The following is a 20,549-nucleotide window of genomic DNA, read 5'->3' on the forward strand; positions in this document are numbered from 1 at the left end:
GCCAGAGGAGTGTTATTCAACTGATGTGGGCACGGCTGCTGCCACCAACCGCGCGAACGCCCTTCAGTATAGCCGCATGCTTGGAAGGCGTATTGAAATACAAAAAAATCCCGCTGGCCGGAGCCAGCGGGAACAGCATGGGCAAGATCTTACTCCAAGCCAATAGATTTCAGATGATGCAGCTTCAACGAGCTGACTGCGAGAGAGCCGGATTCGGCGGTGAGCTTGATAGCGCGTGGGCCATCGGAGGCGAACGAATATTCGCTCAGCACCTGGTGGCCACCGTTCACATACACTTCCACGGAGCCACGATCCACGAACACACGCAGATCAAGCGTATCGGCGGCAAGTTCTGCTTCAGTCAGTGGCGCGGTACGGTAACCGCGATCGCCATACTTGAGGGTCTGACGGTCCACCACCACACGGCCAAGCTGATCATCGTATGCCACATACAAGTACGCACCATCATCAGTGGCGTGAACCTTCAGGCCACCGCGTTCGGCGGTGGTGTGCTTCAGGTCAATGCTCAGTTCGATTTCCACGGCTTCGGCATCGTCGGAGATGATCTTCTCGCCATCGCCGTCCAGCGTAATGGAACCGTGGTCGAAGGTGTCTTCGCGCGACTCTTCCATCTCAGCCACCGGAGCGGTGATCACGTCGCCATCAGCGCCCAAGGTGATTTCACGCGGCAAAGTCAGTTGACCGCACCAGCCATCATCCATCATTGGGGCAGGATCCATGAACGGTGCCATCCATCCGTAGACGATTTGGCGGCCATCCTCACCGCCAGCGTTGAACGACTGCGGCGCATAGTAATTATGGCCGCAATCCCACGGGCGGAATTCGGTTTCCGGCTTGAATTCGCCACCCGGCTCCCAAGTGCCGATCATGTAACCGGCATTGCTTTCATTGCGGTTTGCGAAACCATTCGGCTTGGAACCCATAGCAGAGAAGCCGATAACCCACTTCTCATTGCCGTCCTTGTCCTTCAACGGGAAGAAGTCAGGGCATTCAAGCATGAACACGTTCGGATCCGGATGCTCGAACAGCACGCGCTCATACTTCCAGCTCACCATGTCTTCGGAGGTGAACAGCCACATCTGGCCGCGCTTTTCGGCTGAGGAGACGCCGAAAGTCATGTACCAGGTTTCGCCGGTCTTCCACACCTTCGGATCGCGGAAGTGATGCCAGACTTTATCGGTGGGGCTGTCGATGATCATGCCTTGCTTAGTGGCAGAGGTCAGTTCATCGTTATCCGGGGTGGCGAGCAGCTGCACCTGCCAATCGTCGGTACGATCAGCGGGATTGCGCCAGCGGTGGCCGGTGTAGTAGAAGCGGAGCTCGCCGTCGTCGCCAATGGCTGCGGAGCCGGAGAATACGCCGTGCTTATCTTCTTCCAGCGAAGGAGCGAACATAATCGGTTCGCGCTTCCAGTGAATCATGTCCGTAGAGGAAACATGGCCCCAATGCATCGGACCCCAATGGGAGCTGTAAGGATGCAACTGATAGAAGACATGCCAGCGGCCCTTGTAATAGCACAAGCCATTCGGATCGTTAATCCAGCCGGCATTGGAAGCAATGTGGTACTTCGGGTACCAACGATTGTTGCGCTTAGGTTCTAATGCGGCAAGACCGGCTTCGGCCTTGGCTAGCTCAGCCTTATGGTCGAGAATCGGGTGGAGTTGCGGGGTCTTCGGTGTGAAATCGGTCATAACAATCCTTTGTTTGACTGGAGCTGTTGCATCGTTGCGTCCGGTTGCGGTTGATTTCAAGAAATATTATGGGTCGTCAATCGATTTACGTCAATCGATTGACGAATATGGCGTGTCATCTCATCTCAGTATTTGCTATTGATATCGCTCAATTTGCTTTGTAAGTTCGCGCAATTACGAAGGTGTCGTGAACATACAAACATTTTCACCGTCAAAATCCTTTGTTAGTTTGCGCAGCGCTCGTTATTGCGCGAACTTACAAAGGATTTTGAAACAGGAGACGGGTAGAAGAAGCGAAAATGTCCGATGATTGCATCGACTGGGCGCACTAGTGGCGCACAGATCCCTTTTCGATCAACGTGCAATGAATCGCTGCCGGAATCGGGGATTTGATTGGCGGCAGGGGAGCTGTGGTATCGGGCCATTCCATGTCCGCCAAGGAACTTTCCTCGATAATGGACACCAGTTTGGATGCGGCCCAATACCCCATTTCAAAGTGAGGCAGTTCCACAGTGGTGAGCTGTGGAACAAGCGTGTCCGCGAATACGCGATGATTATCCACGCCTATTACGGAAATATCATGGCCTATTGTCAGTCCACGTCGTGCCGCGCACTCATACACGTACCAGGCGCGAGCATCGTTGAAGCAGAAGAATCCGTCCGGTTGTGCGGTGTCGAACAGTGCATTGACTGCTGCCAAGGCCGGCTCATTATTACCGACGTGTGCCACGAGATGCCCGTCGAAAGCCATGTCTGCTTCGGCAAGTGCGGCACGATATCCTGCCATACGGCCTTGTTCGGCGATGATGGGATCTTCAGCGCCCACATAGGCAATGCGTTGGCATCCGGCATTGATAAGTCGCTGTGTGGCGTCATAACCAATACGGAATTCGTCCGGTTCGACGCTTGGGGTCATGCCTGCCTCATCAGTGGCATCCACCAATACCAGTGGGGTGTCTTTGAGGGCTTCAGGCATCGTGGCCATACGGTTCGACATCTTGGCGTACAGAAAACCATCAGTGCCGTAGCGTTTCAAAGCTTCGATTTCCTCAGCCTCGTTTTTGGGGCCTTCGGTACTCACCACAATCAGCATGTAGCCCAGCTGTTGAGCCGCTCGTTGCGCGCCTAGAATCATGCCGCCCGCATATGGCGTAGTGGCTACGTCTTCGCTAATGAATCCGAGAATATGTGTCCGTCCAGTACGCAGTGAACTCGCTAGGGGATTGGATTTATATCCGAGCTGTGATGCGATGGCCCGCACCTGATTGGCGACGGTATCCCGCACACGTCCCTCGTCGCGATTATTCAACACCAGCGACACGGTCGAGACAGACACACCTGCCTGCTTTGCAATCTCCTTCATCGTAACCATAAGGTCAAACGATACACCTACTACAGGTTGCGCACTGCTCCGATAAAGAGCGGCACGTCATCCGGCGTAGTCAGCATATACAGGAATGGCCGATTCACGGTGAATTCCACAACCTGCTGTTGTACTGGTGCGCTTCCGGCTTCAGCCCCCACTTTGGTGAACGCCGAAGCCTTTGCCCCATGTTCGTTCACTGCAATACGAGTGCCTTGGATCATCGAACCGATGAACAATTCGCCGGCAGGAGCGGCATCCGTCATCTTACTCAAATCAGCAGTGCCAGCATCAAACGCATCGGTGATACCCAATGTTTTCAAAGCTTGGATTGAATCATCGGAAGCAAACGAGCTATCGATGGTGAAACGCGGCAAAGCGACTCTCACCAAAGCCGATTCGGCGGCCACGCCCCAGCCCTCAGGAGCATCGGTCATACACCCATACTGGTATGAAGCTCCCAAGCAAGTGCTCAATGCCCAGCGCAGCTTCGTGGTGTCTTGAATAATATCGTCGAAACTACCGGCTGCGGGCAGCAGCACAGTCAGTGCGCCACCATTATCGAACGGTATGGAAATGCGCTGCCATGTGCTGTTGGAATCATGTGCCCAAACCATGCCATCGAATGACTGATTCATCATCGGCACATCATTATCGCCGTTCGTGCCGTGGAAAGTCTGTTCATCAGTGAATTCAGGTTTAAACGAATCCTGCCAGCGCCCATCCGCAACCACGATATTGATGATGGAGATGACTTCGTTCCCCTCCAATGTGATCCGTGGTTTTAAGGAACCTTGAGTATGTTGATCAATCCATTGACTCATGCGTTGTGCTGCGGCATCATTGAACGGCAGCGACTGCACATCCGCATCAAAAGCATTTTCAACAACTGATTTGAAATCCTTATTCAGCGTGTACTGATTATCGACCCACAATGAATTTGCTGTGCTCATCTGAGATTTCGAGCTACTGTAGTGGCCATTGATGGAACTCAACAGCGATTGATAATCCTCAGTACTCAGCGACTTGGTACCCAATGCTTTATCCAACTGTGATCGAGTTGTACCATCCGCTCCTTGGGCGGCCATCGCCAGCGCCATCCACATCAAGGCAGGGGAGTAGTTCACATTGCCCTGCTTATTCTGAGCTGACTCCATCTGTAGAAAAAGCGAAGCAGAGTGATAGGCGAAATCAGAGGAGCTGGTAGTCACCGACTGTGTGGCGGATTTGGCTGCTGGTTTAAACAGCTGCACAGTAAAGAATCGGCCATCGCCAACAGTCCACCACACGCCACCGCATGCGCAAGCGATAAGCACGACCACCATAATGATGGCGATACGAACCTTGTGCTTACGCTTGCGCAGCAGCGTGTGGTGGAGGTCGGTACTATGGCTTTCCATCGCTGATCCTTAGGTGTGCCGGACTCGTGTGATAATCCAACGAACGAAAAGAACCACGCCGAATCCCGCAAATGCTGCGACTGCGAATACCAGCAGGAAATACCACACCTGATCCATCGTGGACCAATTGATATACCACGTACCCATATTCGTGCAGACAGATTCCGCCGAGCATTCGCCATCATAAGGAGTAATCAGTGCAAAGAGCAGTGGTAATGCAACCGCCGAACACAGTAGAGGAAAGAGCAGCGCTCGCAGTGGATGAGCGAGTGCCGTAGCGCGAGACGCGTATACAGCATTGGTTATCAACAACACCGGTGGAATAGCAAAGTTGATAAGCAATGCGCCGCCCATTTTGGCTTCACCGCCCATGAGAATCGATATCAGCAACAGGCCGTAGACGATGGCAACGGCGGCAATGCAGCCAATGGCGCGTGCATCGAGACGTGTGGAACGAGATGATGAAAGTGTTTGCGATGTCATGGCATGTCTCCTCTCCATTGAAAACGGCATGCATGCTGACAGTTCCATAATAAAACGGCATGCATGCTGACAGTTCCATAATAAAACGGGCTTGTCTGCAACACGAATGGTTGCCGACAAGCCCGTTGGAATGACCTATCAGACTGACTATCAGTTCACCGAACGGCGAGCTGTTTCCACACCGAAGATGCCGACGATAAGCATCGAAGCGATGGCGATCACGCTGATGGACACGAAGATGGATGTGGCACCGAGGTTCATCAGCATCCAGCCCACCACCATAGGCATCAACACGTTGAGCAGCTTGGCGATGGCGTTGGCAACACCCACGCAGCGGAAACGCACCTTGGTCGCGAACAGTTCAGGAGCGTACACGGCCACCACGGAAGCCATCAGCACATAGAGGCACATCATGAGCAGGAAGCCCACAACAATGGCGCCGACGGTAGAAGTCTGGAACGCGTAGAGCATACCGAACACACCAGTGAAGAGGAACGCCGGCACGATAGTGCGCTTGCGGCCGATGCGGTCGATAAGCAGGGAGCCGATGAGGCAGCCCACCGGAGCGCCAAGCATCATCATTGTGGAGGTGGTCAGCGAGGAGGAGAGGTTGATGCCGCGCTTGACCAGGATGGTCGGCACCCAGGAAGTGAAGGCGTAGGAGCACACGTTGGTGGCGCTCACGGCCACGATGGCCACGAGCAGGCAGATGCCAAGCGAACGGCCACCGGCGTTGCGAGTGGATTCAGCAGCAGACTTGGCAGCAGCTTCAGCAGGCTCAGAACCGTTGGCTTCAAGCTGCTTGACGATGGCATCAGCCTCGTTATAACGGCCGTGCACAGCAAGCCAACGCGGAGACTCCGGGATATCACGACGCAGCCACCAAATCACAGCGGCAATAAGACCGATACCGACGAATAGCGGACGCCAGCTCCAACGAGGAATAATGAATGCGCACAGCAGCATAGCAATCGGCACGCCGCAGTTGGCAACGAGTGAAACGATAGCGCACCAATGGCCACGGCGGTTCATCGGAGCGAACTCATTAACCATAGCGAAACCGGTGACGATTTCAGCACCAAGGCCGAGGCCTGCACCGAGTCGGCAGAGGGAAAGAATGGCCATATTCGGAGCGAATGCGCCAAGGAAGGTAAAGCCGCCGAACAGCAGCAGGTTGATTTGGTAGGCTACGCGGCGACCTTTCAGATCACCGACGAATCCAGCCAGCAGCGAGCCGACCAACAGGCCCAGGAAGCCTGCGGACATGAACGTGGAATTCTGAGCCACAGTGGACCAGTGGGTGGACAGTGCACTGGAAGCCACAGCACTGCCGATATACACATCGATGCTGTCCATCAGCATGCCGGCCGCCACCAGAGCGACGATGCGATAGAACATCGGGGTCTCATGCGCACGATCCATGCGCGAAACAATTTCTTCTACCTGCGCGTGATTCTCAGCAGTGCGAGCCTTGGCAGTATTCACTGCAGAATCATGGGAAATCTGCTGTTCAGCAGCAGTCATAGTGAGCGCCTCTTCTTACATCTTGTTGCAAGGCAACCGCTCAACGGTCTATTGCCGTGCAACGAACTCATAGCGCGGGTTCGACTTCGTTTGCCTTCCCATTGTGTGGGATAGACAACGATTTCAAGCCTACGTCTTGAATTCACCTACCGAGCCAACATTGTGAGCTGGCTCACGTACGTCAGAAAAGAACTATAGGAGTGTTTTTCTGAGGCTCCCGGCGCGGGTCACATTGTGAACGGATATGAAACGGGGTGTCTCACTATGAGACACCCCGAGACAATCATCATGCATGTATTACTGCTGATGCTTCTTGGCTAGAATTTCATCCACCAATTTCGGCTTTTCAGTCAGCTGACCAGTGAAACCGGGGCGAATATCCATGTGCAGCACCAGAGACGTGCGGTAACCCTGCTCGGCAAGCTTCTTGGCTGCTTCGCCGGCCACCTTGAGCACATCGTCGAGATTACCCTCCACATTGGTGAACAATGCGTTGGTTTCTTGCGGCAAACCGGATTCGCGAATCACCTCAACGGCCTGAGACACATAAGGGGAAACTTCGGAACCCACGCCAGCAGCGGAAACCTGAATCGCTGCGACGGTGTTTAGGTACGGTTTGCCGGTTTCGGGGTCGATGGGTACTTCCTGCTTCACGGCATTGCGGTCAACGGCCATAGTTGTCCTTTCCTCATATCTGGCTCCCTTGCAGGGGAGCTGTCGCCATAGGCGACTGAGGGGTAGTTCTCGACTGTAGACGGGAGAAGGGCTAACGGTACTTCCAGAAGTGGTCCATCGGGCCGGAACCGTGGCCCAGATCCAGCTGGGCCTTCAATGCGCCGGTCAGATACTTCTTCGCGTGCTTAATGGCCTTAGGCAGCGTATCGCCTAGAGCCAGATACGAGGCGATGGCAGAGCTCAACGTGCAGCCAGTACCGTGAGTGTTCGGATTATTAATACGCACGCCATCGAACCAAGTCACCGTGCCATCAAGCTCAGCGAGCACGTCGTTGGCGTCTTCAGTACCATGACCGCCCTTGACCAGAGCCGCGCAACCGTACTGTTCGCTGATACGACGAGCTGCAGTCTCCATATCCTCCTGATCATGAATCAGGGTGTCGGTCAGGGCTTCGGCCTCCGGGATGTTCGGTGTTACCACGGTGGCCATGCCGAACAGTCGGCCGGTCAGCGCTGCAATAGCGTCATCGCTGATGAGCTTGGCACCCGAAGTGGCCACCATCACTGGGTCGAGCACAATGTTGGTGGCGTGATGGGCTGTCAGACGGTCAGCGATGACGTTGATGATATCCGCGGAGGAGACCATGCCGATTTTCACGGCGACAGGCGGAATATCCTCGAATACCATGTCGATCTCATCGGCCAGAATATCCGGCTTCGTGTCCTGAATGGAACGCACGCCGGTGGTGTTCTGGGCGGTGAGTGCGGTGATGGCGCTCATGCCGAACACACCACATGCCAGCATGGTTTTCAGATCAGCCTGCATACCGGCGCCGCCGGACGAATCCGAACCTGAAATCGCAAGTACTGCTGGCAAAGTGGTGCTCATAATTTCTCCTTTAAAACTCGTAACACGTACCGAGCGTAGCGAGGTGGCTGTACGTTACTGTGCCTTCTGGTACAGCTTTGAGCCGCCCTCCTGGAACTTGCGGCTCATCTCAGCCATGCCAGCGGCAATATCATCCGCATTGGTGCTCGACGCAGCGCTTGTGGCAAATGCGCCACGAGCCTCCTGAGCAGACGGAATCTTGCCGGCAAGCGTATCCTGCACCAGCTGTTCCTGGGCTGCAGCGCCGCCGAACTGCTTACGGATGTTCTGAGAGATGGCCATCGAGCAGAACTTCGGGCCGCACATCGAGCAGAAGTGCGCCATCTTAGCCGGCTCGGCGGGCAGCGTCTCGTCATGGAATGCGATGGCCGTATCCGGATCGTAGGAGAGGTTGAACTGGTCAAGCCAACGGAATTCGAAACGAGCCTTCGAGATGGCCAGATCGCGATCCTGCGCATGCGGATGATGCTTGGCGATATCCGCGGCATGGCACGCGATCTTGTAAGCGATCACGCCTTGCTTCACATCATCCTTATTTGGCAGGCCGAGGTGTTCCTTCGGCGTCACGTAGCACAGCATGGCGGTGCCGTAGCGGGCGATCTCCACGCCGCCGATGGCGGAGGTGATGTGATCGTAACCGGGGGCAGTATCGGTGGTCAGCGGTCCAAGCGTATAGAACGGGGCATCCTTGCAGATGGCCTTCTCCATTTCGATGTTCATACGCACGGTGTCGAATGGAATATGGCCCGGGCCTTCGATCATCACCTGAACATCCTTGGCCCAAGCGCGCTGGGTCAGTTCGCCCAAGGTCATCAGTTCGGCGAGCTGTGCGGCGTCGTTGGCATCGGCAAGCGAGCCTGGACGCAGACCATCGCCCAGGGAGAATGCCACATCGTACTTGGCGAAGATATCGCACAGTTCATCGAAGTGGGTGTACAGGAAGCTTTCCTGATGATGCTGCAAACACCATTCGGCCATAATGGAACCGCCACGGGAGACGATGCCGGTCACACGGTTGGCGGTCAGCGGCACGAAGCGCAGCAGTACGCCGGCGTGAATGGTCATGTAGTCCACGCCCTGCTCGCACTGCTCGATTACGGTGTCGCGGAACAGCTCCCAGCTGAGCTTGGAAGCGTCATCCTCCACCTTCTCCAGTGCCTGATACATCGGCACAGTGCCAATCGGCACAGGGGAGTTGCGTAGAATCCATTCGCGGGTGGTGTGAATGTCGTTGCCGGTGGAAAGATCCATCACCGTGTCGGCACCCCACTTGGTAGCCCAAGTGAGCTTCTCCACTTCCTCATCGATGGAAGAGGTCACGGCGGAGTTACCCATGTTGGCGTTGAGCTTGGTCAGGAAGGCGGATCCGATGATCATCGGCTCTGCTTCCGGATGGTTGATGTTGCACGGCATCACTGCGCGTCCGGCAGCCAGCTCGGAGCGCACAAGCTCCACATCACAGTTCTCTCGCTCAGCGACATACTTCATTTCTGGGGTGATGATGCCGTGGCGGGCATACCACATCTGTGTCACAGGATGGTCCTTGGCGCGCATCGGCTGGTGCTTGCGGCCACGCCATTCCTTGGTGGCACGGCCGCGCTTGATGGCGCGCTTGCCGTCATCGCCGAGATTGCGGCGGCGGCCCTCATACTCCTCAATGTCTCCGCGGTCACGAATCCAGTCGAGGCGCAGCGGCTTCAGGCCTTCCTTCGGGTCGCACTTGGGACCTTCAGTGTTGTAGTCGATGAACGGCGGGTTCGGGCCGACGCCGGGAGTATCGGAAAGCTTGATTTCGGTGTACGGCACCTCAAGATCGTAAGCGCCGAACTGGTTTTCGAAATGCACCGACTTGGTCTTGCGGATGTGCGCCTTATCGCGCTGCTTGGAGCCGCGGGCGGCAATATCCACACGCTGCTGCTTGGCGAGCTTCTGTGCGTCCTTGGCCTGCTTGGCGTTCGTGAACTTCTTCTCGGTGGCTTCGGAGCCGGCAGCTGCAGTACCCTCCTGAGCGGCCTGAGTATCAGCGGCCGGAGTATGAGTCACAATGCGCGGGGCGTAACCATGCTTGGCGTCGCCGCGTACGGCCTTCCATGCCTCAACCATAGCCTTGGTGGTGGCTTCCGGATCATCGGCACCGGCGATGGCAGACACCACGAACCAGCCTGCGGCCTTGGTGCCGGCGAGCATGGCCATATCCTTAACGGTCACACCGCCGCCAACCACCACTGGGAACTCACAAGCAGCGCAAATGGTGTTAATTTGCTGGGCGTCAAGGGTCTTGCCGGAACCGTCGTTGCCGCCCACGGAAGCCTCCGGTTTGGTGGTGGAAACATGCAGCGGGCCGGCGCCAATGTAATCGATGCAGCCGTCAGGTAGCTCGTTGATGAGCTTGACTAGGCTTTCGGTCTCTGCGGAAAGGCCAACAATGGCATCATCGCCGAGCAGAGCGCGGGCTTCGCGTGGTTCCATATCGGTCTGGCCGATGTGCACGCCGTCCACCTTGATGCCCTTGCGGCGAGCCTGCCACACCACATCGGCGCGATCATCGATTACAAACGCCACGGAATCGGACTTGTTGTTGTCTTCGATGATTTGTGCGATGTCCTGAGCCATTGCGGTCAGCTCGGAGGCGTCGGCCTTCTTGGCGCGTAATTGGATGAACGTGGCGCCACCGCGCAATGCCTGATCGACAATGTCGGTCAACGGTCGGCCTTTGCAATCGTCGGGGCCCACCACAAAGTATGCGGAAAGGTCGAACGAGTCGCGCATGGATGCGTACGGATATTCGTTGCTCATTATTGTTCCTTTTGATTGATATTGAGGAAGTCTGTGTGTGATTTGGATAGTGTCAGAAAAGGTATATATGTCTATCTGATTTTTCTCTTCGTTGGCTCCCCTCAGTGGGGGAGCTGCCGGCTGAGCCGACTGAGGGGAGCCAAAGCTGCATATCGACTGGGGAAGCCATTTCGAGAGAGAATTACTGCGCCAGAATTTCGCTGCTGGCCACCTGCTCAGCGGTCACATTCCACAGTGCGTCAAGGAACGCCACCTGGAACGAACCGGGTCCTTTAGCTTCGGCTTCGGCTACTTCAGCCGCACGGTCATACAGCAGGGAAGCGGCAAGTGCCGCAATCAGCGGTTCGGCAACGGCGAGGTAGGTGGCGGTCACACCGCCCAGCGAGCAGCCTGCACCAGTGATTTTGGCCATCATCGCGCTGCCACCGGGCAGTCGATAGACATGTTCGCCATCGGTCACCAAGTCGACTTTGCCGGATACGGCCACTGTGGCCTTATGCTGCGGTGCCGAAGCGGCGAGGAACTGAGCCAACAGCTTCGCCGGCTCGATTGCAGCGTCCACTTCATCCACGGACTCCACGCCTGCCGGGCGGCTCGTCTTATCCGCGTCCAGCAATCCCCACATATTGGCTAGTGCGATGACTTCAGAAGCATTGGCGCGAATCACCGTTGGGGGAGCAGCCTTGAACGATTGCAAAATTGCGGTGCGGGTTTTGCCGATGCCAGCGGCTACGGGATCCAATACCCAAGGCTTGCCGAGATAGTTGAGTCGTTGTGCGATAGTTGGCAACGCGTCCTTATAGAACGGCAGTAGCGTACCCACATTGATATAGTTTGCGCCGGCGATTTTCGCGGTTTCAATCACATCATCCGGCAGGAAACTCATGGCTGCGGTGCCGCCTGCGGCTAGCTGTGCATTGGCCACAAGATTGATGGTGACGAAATTCGTGAACGATTGTGCCAGAGGTGTTTTGGCTTTTACGTCTCGCACCGCCTGCGCTATGGCTTCACGTAGTTCTGCCAAATCATTTGATCGAGATGTTTGTGTACCACAATGTACGTGCGAATCATCGCTCATATCACTGCTCCCTACGATGGTCTTAACCAACAGGTTCTAAGGGTTAGGCGTTATGCCATTCTCAACCCGCCGTTGACGCGGGTTCCCCTGCATTACAGTGCTGACGCTATGCGCTCATGCGGACAATTTCTTTACAAATCCGAACAGAATCGTTGATTTTTATGTGATTGCTCTGGCGCGTCGCTGCTCCGCGTGGTATTTATGCGGGCTCTTGCTGTGACACGCGTGTAGGATGAGGTTCGTTTGCTTGGAATCCCTAGAATTTCGGGAGGAATGATGACTAATCAGTCTGCTGTTGATATCAATCAACTTCAGGAATACTCGCGTGTATTCAATGCTGACCGTGCCAATCTTGTGGCCGCCAATGCTGCCGTCTCCACTGGTGTGCTTGCCGCAGCCACCGATTACCAAGGTCTGCGCAATCTGCCCCGTGACTTTTCCATCGAACTCAAGCAGGGCTCCATCACCAATCAGGAACGCTCAGGCCGTTGCTGGATGTTCGCATCGCTCAACACGTTGCGTTATGAGCTGATGCACCGCTGGAACTTGGAAGATTTCGAATTCTCCGAAACCTATTTGTTCTTCTGGGACGCCATCGAAAAGTCCAACACGTATCTTGAGCATGTGTTGGAAACCTTGGACGAGCCCACTGATTCCCGTATCTTCGAGGTCATCAACGATGGTCCATCCGATGACGGCGGCTGGTGGCAGATGTTCGCCGCGCTGGTCAATAAATATGGTCTGGTGCCGAAGTCCGCTTACCCTGAATCCGCCAATTCGCGTGACTCGGATGCCTTCAAGCAGTACCTCAACACCAAGCTGCGTGAGTTCGCCGCCGAACTGCGCCGCCGCCATGCTTCCGGCGAATCGACAGAAGCGCTGCGCGAGATGAAGCGTGAGGACATGGCCACGGTGTACCGCATCTGCGCCATCGCATTGGGCGAGCCGCCGGCAACGTTCGACTTCTTGGCGCGAGTCAAGGATGACGATGACGACAAGGATGATAATAAGGGCAGCAAATCTGAGCAGGCCAAGAGCGAGTCCGGCAAGGATGAACGCAAACAGATTCGCGAAACCGGTATCACGCCGCTCGAGTTCTACAAGAAGTACGTACCGGTGGATGTGAACGATTTCGTCACCATCTCTAATGCTCCGATGGCTCGCACTCCATTTGGCAAGCGCTACCGTATCCGTTACACCGCGAATGTGATTGAAGCCGGTGATATGGAATTCGTCAACGTGCCGCTGGACGTGTTCAAGAAGGCCGCCGTTGACCAGATCGCAGCTGGCCACCCGATTTGGTTCGCCTGCGATTGCATGCAATTCGCGCTGCGTGGTGAAGGCGTGTTCGATCGCGGTACTGTGCGAGTGGATCAGCTGTTCGGTACTGAATTCACCTTCGATAAGGCTGATGGCCTTGAGTACGGCGACCGTCCGAGCAATCATGCGATGACGCTCACTGGTGTGAATCTGGACGAGAACGGCAAGCCTAACCGTTGGAAGATTGAAAACAGCTGGGGTAAGGACAACGGCAAGGATGGCTACTATGTGGCTTCCGACGCCTGGTTCGACCAGTTCGTCACTGAACTCATCATCCGCAAGGACATGCTCGACGAGGCGACGCTGGCCATTGCGCAATCCGAACCCGTCGAACTCGAACCGTGGGAGCCGCTCACGCGCCCTTGCCGTTGATGATTCGTTGATTTAATCGCCGGTATTTTTCGTAACAAGGCTTGGTCGGTATGTCGTTGACGTACGCGACCAGGCCTTTTCTCGTTACGGGTGGATATTGACTTGTTCCCGGCGTGTTGCGCATTGACATTAAAGCGCTTCAATCACATAATTGAAGCGTTCAAATAAAGCGCTTCAATTTCCGGATGTGCAAAGCGGCCATTCGACACGTTCTGCAATGACGAGAAATCGGAAAGGAGACCAAAAGTTGGTCAATCAACATGAACGCTTGGACAAGCGCTACTGGCAGTTGGCAAGGAATGCGGGCATCGCTTCGTACCTCGATGCGGCGCTGTTGGTGTCCACAGGTATCGCGTTGGCTTCCTGGCAGGAGCATTATCAGCTCAATGCATGGTGGACCGGCGCGCTCAGTACCATTTTGACGCTTTGCGTTGGTGCGGGCTCCTTCTTCGGAGGCCGTTTGTCCGACCGTTTCGGCAGGGTGCTGGTGTTCAACATCGATATTTTAGGAGTCGTCGTCGGTGCTACGATTATTGCACTCGCTCCTTCGATGCCGGTGCTGGTCGTAGGTCTGGTGGTTGCAGGATTGGCGTCCGGTGCTGATTTGCCTACTTCTTTGGCGGTGATTTCAGAACGTGTGCCCGAGCAGTACCAGGGTCGAGTGGTGTCATCCACGGAAATCTTTTGGATAGCCGGTATCGTGATTTCGCAAGGCATAGGATTTCTTGTTTCATCATTGGCAATGACCGGAATCCGATTGCTGTTCGTGGTTATCGCCGTTGTGGCGTTGTTGACCTGGCTGGTCAGAGTTGCAAGTCCTTCATTCAAGCGAATCGAAGATGATCTGGCTGCTGAATGTGCTGCAACCCAGTCGGATGCTCATGAACAAACGTCACGGGCATATCCATTGGGCAAGCTGCTGACCACACCGCGCTATCTGCTGCCGTTGATTGGATTGTCCTGTTTCTACCTGTTTTGGAACATTCCAGCCAATACCTGGGGATCGTTCCTCAACTACTACATGGTGACTGTTGGCGGCAGAACTCAATCCTTTGCCACAGCATGCGCGTTCTTCGCCAATATTCTGGGTGTGTTGGTGCTGTATGGCATCTACATCCGATTCGCGGACGGGAAGCATCGTTACACGATGATGCATATTGGCCTGATTTTGTGTATTGCTTCCTTCGTACTGTCCGCATTGGCGGGAAGTGCATCATGGCAAGTGTTCACCGTGTGCTACTTCGTCTATTGTGCAGCCAACATGTTGCATGGTGAGCCGCTGTACAAAGTATGGAGCCAGGAACTATTCCCGGTCAATGCGCGCGCCACGGCCACGGGCTTCACATACGCTGCGGTGCGATTCATCACGGCTGCATTCAGTCTGGCTACGCCGGCGATTATGGCGGCTTCGCCTACGACGTTGCTGTGGTTGTTGGTGGGTTCGCTATGCCTTTCCTACATCGCGGCGATGCTGATTATTCGTTTCATCGGCAGGCATCATGTTGCCGATCCGGCGATTAAGTCTCGCTCGTAGCCGCTCATTTTCAACCTGTATTCGTTATTCACATCAACATAAATAAGGAGAACAATAATGTCAGTGACCAAAGATGCCGGGCAGCAGGCCAAACTCGGCAAATATGCCCCGCTTGTTGTAGCGGCTGGAATCGGATCGATGCTGGGTTCCGGCATCATCGTGGGACTTGCGTCGACAATTACCGTATGGCAGTCCGGACTGGGTATGACAGCCGGGCAGGTTGGTATTGTGTCGGGTGCACTGACCTTTGCCATTGCGTTTGGCTCGATTTTCGGTGGGCGCTTTGCTGATGCAGTAGGCCGCGTCAAGGTGTTCAACTGGATTAATCTGTTGTATGCAATTGGTGCGTTGATCTGCGTGTTCGCGCCGAACTATGTGGTTCTGCTCGTAGGCGTTGTCATTGCAGGTGTGGCTTCCGGCACTGATTTGCCGGTTTCCTTGGCTGTGGTTTCCCACGACGCTCCGGACTCCGCCACTCAGGCCAAGCTGGTTTCCTCCACTCAGGTGTTCTGGCAGGCCGGTATCTTCATCTCTTATATCTGCGCCTTCGTGGTTTCTGCCATGAGCGGTGCGATGGGTGCGCGAATCGTGTTTGTGATTCTTACGGTATTTGCAGCCATCGCATGGATTTGGCGAACCACATCCAAGACGTTCCAGAACTTCCACGATGAAGCGGATAAGCGTCTTGCTGAAATCGGCGAGTCCTCCGGTGACTCCGAGAAGTTCTCGGTGTTCTCCCTGCTGTTCGGCAAGGGCAATGGTAAATATCTCGCCTTCTTTATTGCCATCTTCGTGTTCTACGCCGCATGGAATCTGCTGGCAAACACTTGGGGCCAGTTCCAGACCTACATGCTGGTGCAGGCCAACGCCAGCCAATCCCTGGCAACCGGTTTGGGCATCGTGCTCAATGTCATCGCATTCCTGACCAGTATGTTCTTCGCTTCTGTGGCTAGCGGCAAGCACCGTAACACCGGTTTCGTCATCGGCGGTGTGATTGAGATCGTAGCTGTGGCGATCATGGCCATTGGCGGTGGCGGTCTGTGGATTATCGTGGCTGGAATCGCCCTGTATAACATCGGTTCCCCGATGGCCGGCGAGGCTATGTACAAGGTGTGGACTCAGGAATCCTATCCGGTTAAGGCTCGCGCAACCGTGCAGGGCATCATCAACGGCGCCTCTCGAGTGTTGTGCGCTCTGTTCGCGCTGATTACCCCAACCCTGGTCCTGCCGGAGAACATCAAGGGCACGATGTGGGGCTTTGTCGGCATCGCCTCCGTCAGCCTGATCTTCGGCCTGATTATGATTGCCCTGCAAAAGAAGCATGGCACCGATGCCGACAGGCTCGCTGGAATCAACGACTGAATCAATGACTGAGTGGGATTGAGACGGGAATGGCTGAGAGGACTTGAGTCCAAGGCCATCTCCCGTCCTCCAATCATCCACGGTTGTACTGAAAAGCACCTTTGCACTCCTGTTCATACCTTCCTATACATGGCAGAAAGACTTGAGACATGAAATCTGTAGCATCATTGCAAATTGAACATTATGCTGGCCCTGCGATGGGTATCGGAACGTTCACTCCGCGAATTTCCTGGACATATGATGCACGTGTGGACATTGCGCAAGATGCCAATGTCCTGATTCGGGTTCGAAGGAGACTGCCCGGTCATGATGAGCATACCGAGCAGGTTATTGCTTCCGCTTCAGACAATGTGCTCAGGGACTGGCCGTTCCGGCCGCTGGGGAAAAGGGAACAAGCATATGTCTCGGTAGCGCTGGCAAATGATTGCGATGAGCCCATCTGGTCTGATGAGGCCTATGTTGAACCAGGCCTGATTCATTCAGGCGATATTCTTTCGCAAATGGTCGGTCCTGCATGGAGAGAGCCATGGAGTGATCGGCGTCAAGCTCCGCTGATTCGTACGGAACTTCAGCTGCGCGACACGCCTCAATGTGCGCGACTCTACGTGAGTGCCTTTGGCTTGGTTGATGCCGAGATCAATGGCAATCCCGTAGGGGAGGACATTCTGAACCCAGGATGGACGCTCTACAACGAACGCTTGCAATATCGCACGTATGATGTGACTGATCTGCTGCATGCCGGGAACAATGCCATGGGCTTTTGGCTTGGCGATGGTTGGTACCGTGGACGTTTGGGCTTCTGGGGTGGCAAACCCAATGTGTATGGCAGCAAATTGGGCGTTTGGGCGCAGCTCGAAGTGACCTTTGCCGATGGAAGCACGCAGATGGTTGCTTCCAATGCGTACGATGGCGCGTGGAAAGCGGCAAAAGGACCGATTATCTCCAGCGGTTTGTGTGAGGGAGAGACGTATGATGCGCGTTTGCTGCCTGAAGGCTGGTCATGTGCGAGCTTCGATGATTCCGGATGGGAACGTGTTACGGAAATCGATTTCGATCCGCTCACACTGACTTCGCCGGAGCATGATCCCATTCGTCGTATCGGCAGTCATGACATTGTTTCCATGAATACGTTGGATGATGGATCGGTGATCATTGACTTTGGTCAGAATTGCACGCAGCGTCTCGAATTCAATGTGTCTACGCTGCCGGCGGGCACTACCATCACTGTGCAGCATGCCGAGGTGCTTGATAATGATGGTGATCTGTTCACCAGGCCACTGCGTAGAGGCATCCAACGTGATACTTACATTTCCGATGGAAAAAACAAGACTTGGGAACCACGTTTTACCATTCATGGATTCCGATATGCCAAGGTGCAAGGCTGGCTGGGAACGCTGCGCCCCGAAGATATTGTCTGCCATGTCTATGGCTCGGTGATGCGGCGCATAGGCTGGTTTGACTGTTCGAGCGAAATCGTGAACGCCATGCATTCCAACGTTGTATGGTCCATGCTTTCTAACTTCGTTTCGGTGCCTACGGATTGCCCGCAGCGTGACGAGCGTATGGGATGGACCGGCGACATAGCGCTGTTCGCTCCGACCGCATCGTTCCTGTACGATACGGAGGCTTTCCTTTCGAATTGGCTGGTGGACGTCGCCTCGGAAACCGACAAATATAACGCCGTTCCCTATTATGTTCCGTTTATTCCATTGGCCGAATGGCGTAAACCGGAGAATATTGCAATTTGGGGAGATGCCGCGGTGCTGGTGCCGTGGGCGCTGTATATGGCCAGCGGCGATGTGCACATGCTAAAACGACAATACGCGTTGTCCCGCATGTATATCGAGCAAGTCTCGGAACTCTTGTCTGAAGACGGGGTTTGGGATAGGCCGCCCAAGCTTGAATTCGGACAACTGGGCGATTGGCTCGATCCTACCGCTCCGCCCGAGGACGCGGCCAAGGCAATGACCGCCAAGGAATTGGTAGCCACCGCCTTCTATGCGCAATCGGTGACCATAGCGAAGCATATGGCTGAGATTTTAGGGAATGACGGTGATAAGAGCGACTTCGAGGCTCTTGAGCATCGTGTCCGCACAGGGTTCCAGCGTCGGTTCATCAAGGCCGATGGTCGAATGACCTCGGATACGCAATGTGCATATGCGCTCGCCATTCAATTTAAGCTGATCTCCGATGATGAAGGATTATCGGTGGCCGGCAATCGTCTGGCTGCATTGGTGCGCGCGGGGGATTACACGGTGGGCACCGGTTTTGCCGGTACTCCGTATATCCTTCCCGCTTTGACCGCAACCGGACACTTGGATGAGGCGTACCGTCTGTTCCTGTCCACGAAGTGCCCCTCGTGGCTCTATCAGGTCAGCATGGGGGCCACTACCACATGGGAACGTTGGGATTCACAGCGTCCCGATGGCAGTTTTAATCCGGGAGGCATGACCTCGTTCAATCATTATTCGCTTGGTTCCGTGGCCACATGGATGCATGAGACCATTGGCGGTATCAGCCATTGGCGCCGGGTTGGAAGGAGTTCCTGGTATCCCCGATGCTGGGAGGTGCAATCGACCATGCACATGTGCGCCACAACAGTCCCTATGGGGTGATCGATTGCGCGTGGCAGGTGCAGGACGACTCCCTCAAGGTGACATTGACTGTGCCGCATGGCGCCCGAGCGCTGGTTAAAGTTTGTGGGCATGAGGAATGGGCCGAGTCAGGGGTATATGCAAGGACATACGGCATGGTGACTGAATGAGCTCATGAGCTGCACAGTGACCATTTCATTACCCAGTATTAATGTGCGATAGCAGTTTCGGGCGGTGCTCCATCGGTGTGTTACCGGTGACGCACCGCCCTATGTATGTGTGCATGATGCCTTACAATGCTTCTGAATATCAGTCGGATTGTATTGATCGCGGTCTCCTGGAAGTATCATCATCGCCATGGTTGTTCGGGGAAACTTTTGCGATGGAGGGTGTGCGGATGGGACGTGTGACCATTGCTGATGTGGCCAAGTTGGCCGGAGTGTCTCTGGGCACAGTGTCTAACATGCTGAACCATCCTGACCGTGTGCGTTCCGACACCAGAGCGACCATTCAGCATGCGATTGCGACCTTGGGATATGTGCCCAACAACAGCGCCCGGGTACTGGCTGGCGGTAGAAATTCCGCATTGGGGCTAATCGTATCTGGATTAGACCATGGTTTTTCGTTTCAATTGGAGCGTGGCGCACATGATGCCGCCCGTGAGGCGGGCCGTGAGTTGCTGATTGCCAGCGCTGATAACGACGATTTGTTGCAAAACCGGTATTATGACTATTTCCAAGGTGCCCATATGGCAGGCGTAATGATGGAACCCCGTGCCGGAACCTCTTGGAAGGCGCCGATTCATCATGATATGCCGACAGTGCTCATCGATGTGTATGGGGACGTGACGGATGCCTGCATGGTTGCCACGGACAATCAGCAGGTGGGAAATCTTGCGATTAGGCATGCGTTGGAGCTCGGCAAGCGCCGCGTAACCGTAGTAACCGTGCATGATGATTTGGTCGTACTTACCATGCGTCTCAAAGGAATTCAGTGTGCACTGGAGCAGTCCGGTGCATCGGTTGCGCTGAATATGCTGTATGTGAATGATTGGCGCTCAACGGATGATGGACGGTCTGCCGGGTTGCGCATCGCTGCCATGCCTGCGGAAGAACGGCCTGATTTCGTGATTGCGATGACCGATAAGTTAGCGAATGGCATCATTGACGGAGTATTGTCGGCGGGGCTGTCCGTGCCGCAGGATGTTGCGGTAATGGGGTGCGACGGCAATCCAGAAGCATGGGGGAGCCGTGTGCCAATGACCACCATCGCCCCATTTGGCTACGACGTGGGTAGACAGGCCACTCAAATGCTTGAGGATGAAATTGTCAATGCCGATCGGCATGTTCATCGTTCGATACTAATACCGGTGCAGCTTCTTGAACGGGAAAGCACCACAGGACGCCGGTAGGCACTTTGTGCGTGGGGTGAATGCTGTCACGATATG

Annotated in this window: 15 protein-coding genes and 1 riboswitch; of the genes, 6 read left to right on the forward strand and 9 right to left on the reverse strand. The window is 55.0% G+C overall.

Annotated features, from left to right (window positions below; all coding sequences use genetic code 11):
- Nucleotides 1-149: 149 nt before the first annotated feature.
- The 9 genes from BISA_RS01430 to thiM all read right to left on the reverse strand — a co-directional run bounded on the left by BISA_RS01430 (nucleotide 150) and on the right by thiM (nucleotide 11,920).
- Complete coding sequence (locus BISA_RS01430; protein WP_033889727.1) at nucleotides 150-1,712, reverse strand: glycoside hydrolase family 32 protein; 1,563 nt, start codon at nucleotides 1,710-1,712, stop codon at nucleotides 150-152.
- A gap of 328 nt (nucleotides 1,713-2,040) precedes the next feature.
- Nucleotides 2,041-3,084: a LacI family DNA-binding transcriptional regulator gene (locus tag BISA_RS01435; RefSeq protein WP_033889728.1), complete on the reverse strand. Its 1,044-nt coding sequence runs from the start codon at nucleotides 3,082-3,084 to the stop codon at nucleotides 2,041-2,043.
- 20 nt (nucleotides 3,085-3,104) lie between these two features.
- Nucleotides 3,105-4,475: a serpin family protein gene (locus BISA_RS01440; protein WP_051917264.1), complete on the reverse strand. Its 1,371-nt coding sequence runs from the start codon at nucleotides 4,473-4,475 to the stop codon at nucleotides 3,105-3,107.
- Between the two features lie 9 nt (nucleotides 4,476-4,484).
- Nucleotides 4,485-4,958, reverse strand: a complete 474-nt coding sequence (locus BISA_RS01445) for a hypothetical protein (protein ID WP_051917265.1) — start codon at nucleotides 4,956-4,958, stop codon at nucleotides 4,485-4,487.
- 150 nt (nucleotides 4,959-5,108) lie between these two features.
- The gene (locus BISA_RS01450) at nucleotides 5,109-6,482 is read right to left on the reverse strand and encodes an MFS transporter (protein WP_033889729.1); all 1,374 of its coding nucleotides are present in this window, start codon (nucleotides 6,480-6,482) and stop codon (nucleotides 5,109-5,111) included.
- 297 nt (nucleotides 6,483-6,779) lie between these two features.
- The gene (locus BISA_RS01455; protein ID WP_033889730.1) at nucleotides 6,780-7,157 is read right to left on the reverse strand and encodes a thiamine-binding protein; all 378 of its coding nucleotides are present in this window, start codon (nucleotides 7,155-7,157) and stop codon (nucleotides 6,780-6,782) included.
- 91 nt (nucleotides 7,158-7,248) lie between these two features.
- Nucleotides 7,249-8,046, reverse strand: coding sequence for a bifunctional hydroxymethylpyrimidine kinase/phosphomethylpyrimidine kinase (thiD, locus tag BISA_RS01460; RefSeq protein WP_033889732.1), 798 nt, complete (start codon nucleotides 8,044-8,046; stop codon nucleotides 7,249-7,251).
- Nucleotides 8,047-8,100: 54 nt separating this feature from the next.
- Nucleotides 8,101-10,842, reverse strand: a complete 2,742-nt coding sequence (gene thiC, locus BISA_RS01465) for a phosphomethylpyrimidine synthase ThiC (protein ID WP_033889734.1) — start codon at nucleotides 10,840-10,842, stop codon at nucleotides 8,101-8,103.
- A 181-nt stretch (nucleotides 10,843-11,023) separates the two neighbouring features.
- A complete protein-coding gene (gene thiM, locus BISA_RS01470; RefSeq protein WP_033889735.1) occupies nucleotides 11,024-11,920 on the reverse strand; it encodes a hydroxyethylthiazole kinase in 897 nt (298 codons plus the stop codon).
- Nucleotides 11,912-12,019: riboswitch (TPP riboswitch) on the reverse strand. Its footprint overlaps the gene before it by 9 nt.
- Nucleotides 12,020-12,193: 174 nt before the next feature.
- On the opposite strand from thiM, the gene BISA_RS01475 reads away from it, so the two are divergent.
- From BISA_RS01475 to BISA_RS01495, 6 genes are all read left to right on the forward strand, one after another.
- Nucleotides 12,194-13,612: a C1 family peptidase gene (locus BISA_RS01475; RefSeq protein WP_420308615.1), complete on the forward strand. Its 1,419-nt coding sequence runs from the start codon at nucleotides 12,194-12,196 to the stop codon at nucleotides 13,610-13,612.
- A 247-nt stretch (nucleotides 13,613-13,859) separates the two neighbouring features.
- Nucleotides 13,860-15,146 (forward strand): MFS transporter, encoded by a 1,287-nt coding sequence (locus BISA_RS01480; RefSeq protein ID WP_033889737.1) that lies wholly within the window; start codon nucleotides 13,860-13,862, stop codon nucleotides 15,144-15,146.
- 57 nt (nucleotides 15,147-15,203) lie between these two features.
- Nucleotides 15,204-16,508, forward strand: a complete 1,305-nt coding sequence (locus tag BISA_RS01485; protein WP_033889738.1) for an MFS transporter — start codon at nucleotides 15,204-15,206, stop codon at nucleotides 16,506-16,508.
- Nucleotides 16,509-16,705: 197 nt separating this feature from the next.
- Entirely contained in the window at nucleotides 16,706-19,123 is a 2,418-nt protein-coding gene (locus BISA_RS11820; RefSeq protein WP_474846793.1) for a family 78 glycoside hydrolase catalytic domain, read from the forward strand.
- Nucleotides 19,066-19,272 (forward strand): alpha-L-rhamnosidase C-terminal domain-containing protein, encoded by a 207-nt coding sequence (locus BISA_RS13260; protein WP_237746055.1) that lies wholly within the window; start codon nucleotides 19,066-19,068, stop codon nucleotides 19,270-19,272. The genes BISA_RS11820 and BISA_RS13260 overlap by 58 nt, the downstream gene beginning before the upstream one ends.
- A 41-nt stretch (nucleotides 19,273-19,313) precedes the next feature.
- Entirely contained in the window at nucleotides 19,314-20,513 is a 1,200-nt protein-coding gene (locus BISA_RS01495; RefSeq protein ID WP_081889956.1) for a LacI family DNA-binding transcriptional regulator, read from the forward strand.
- Nucleotides 20,514-20,549 lie beyond the last annotated feature (36 nt).

The organism is Bifidobacterium saguini DSM 23967 (genome assembly GCF_000741715.1).
GTDB lineage: Bacteria > Actinomycetota > Actinomycetes > Actinomycetales > Bifidobacteriaceae > Bifidobacterium > Bifidobacterium saguini.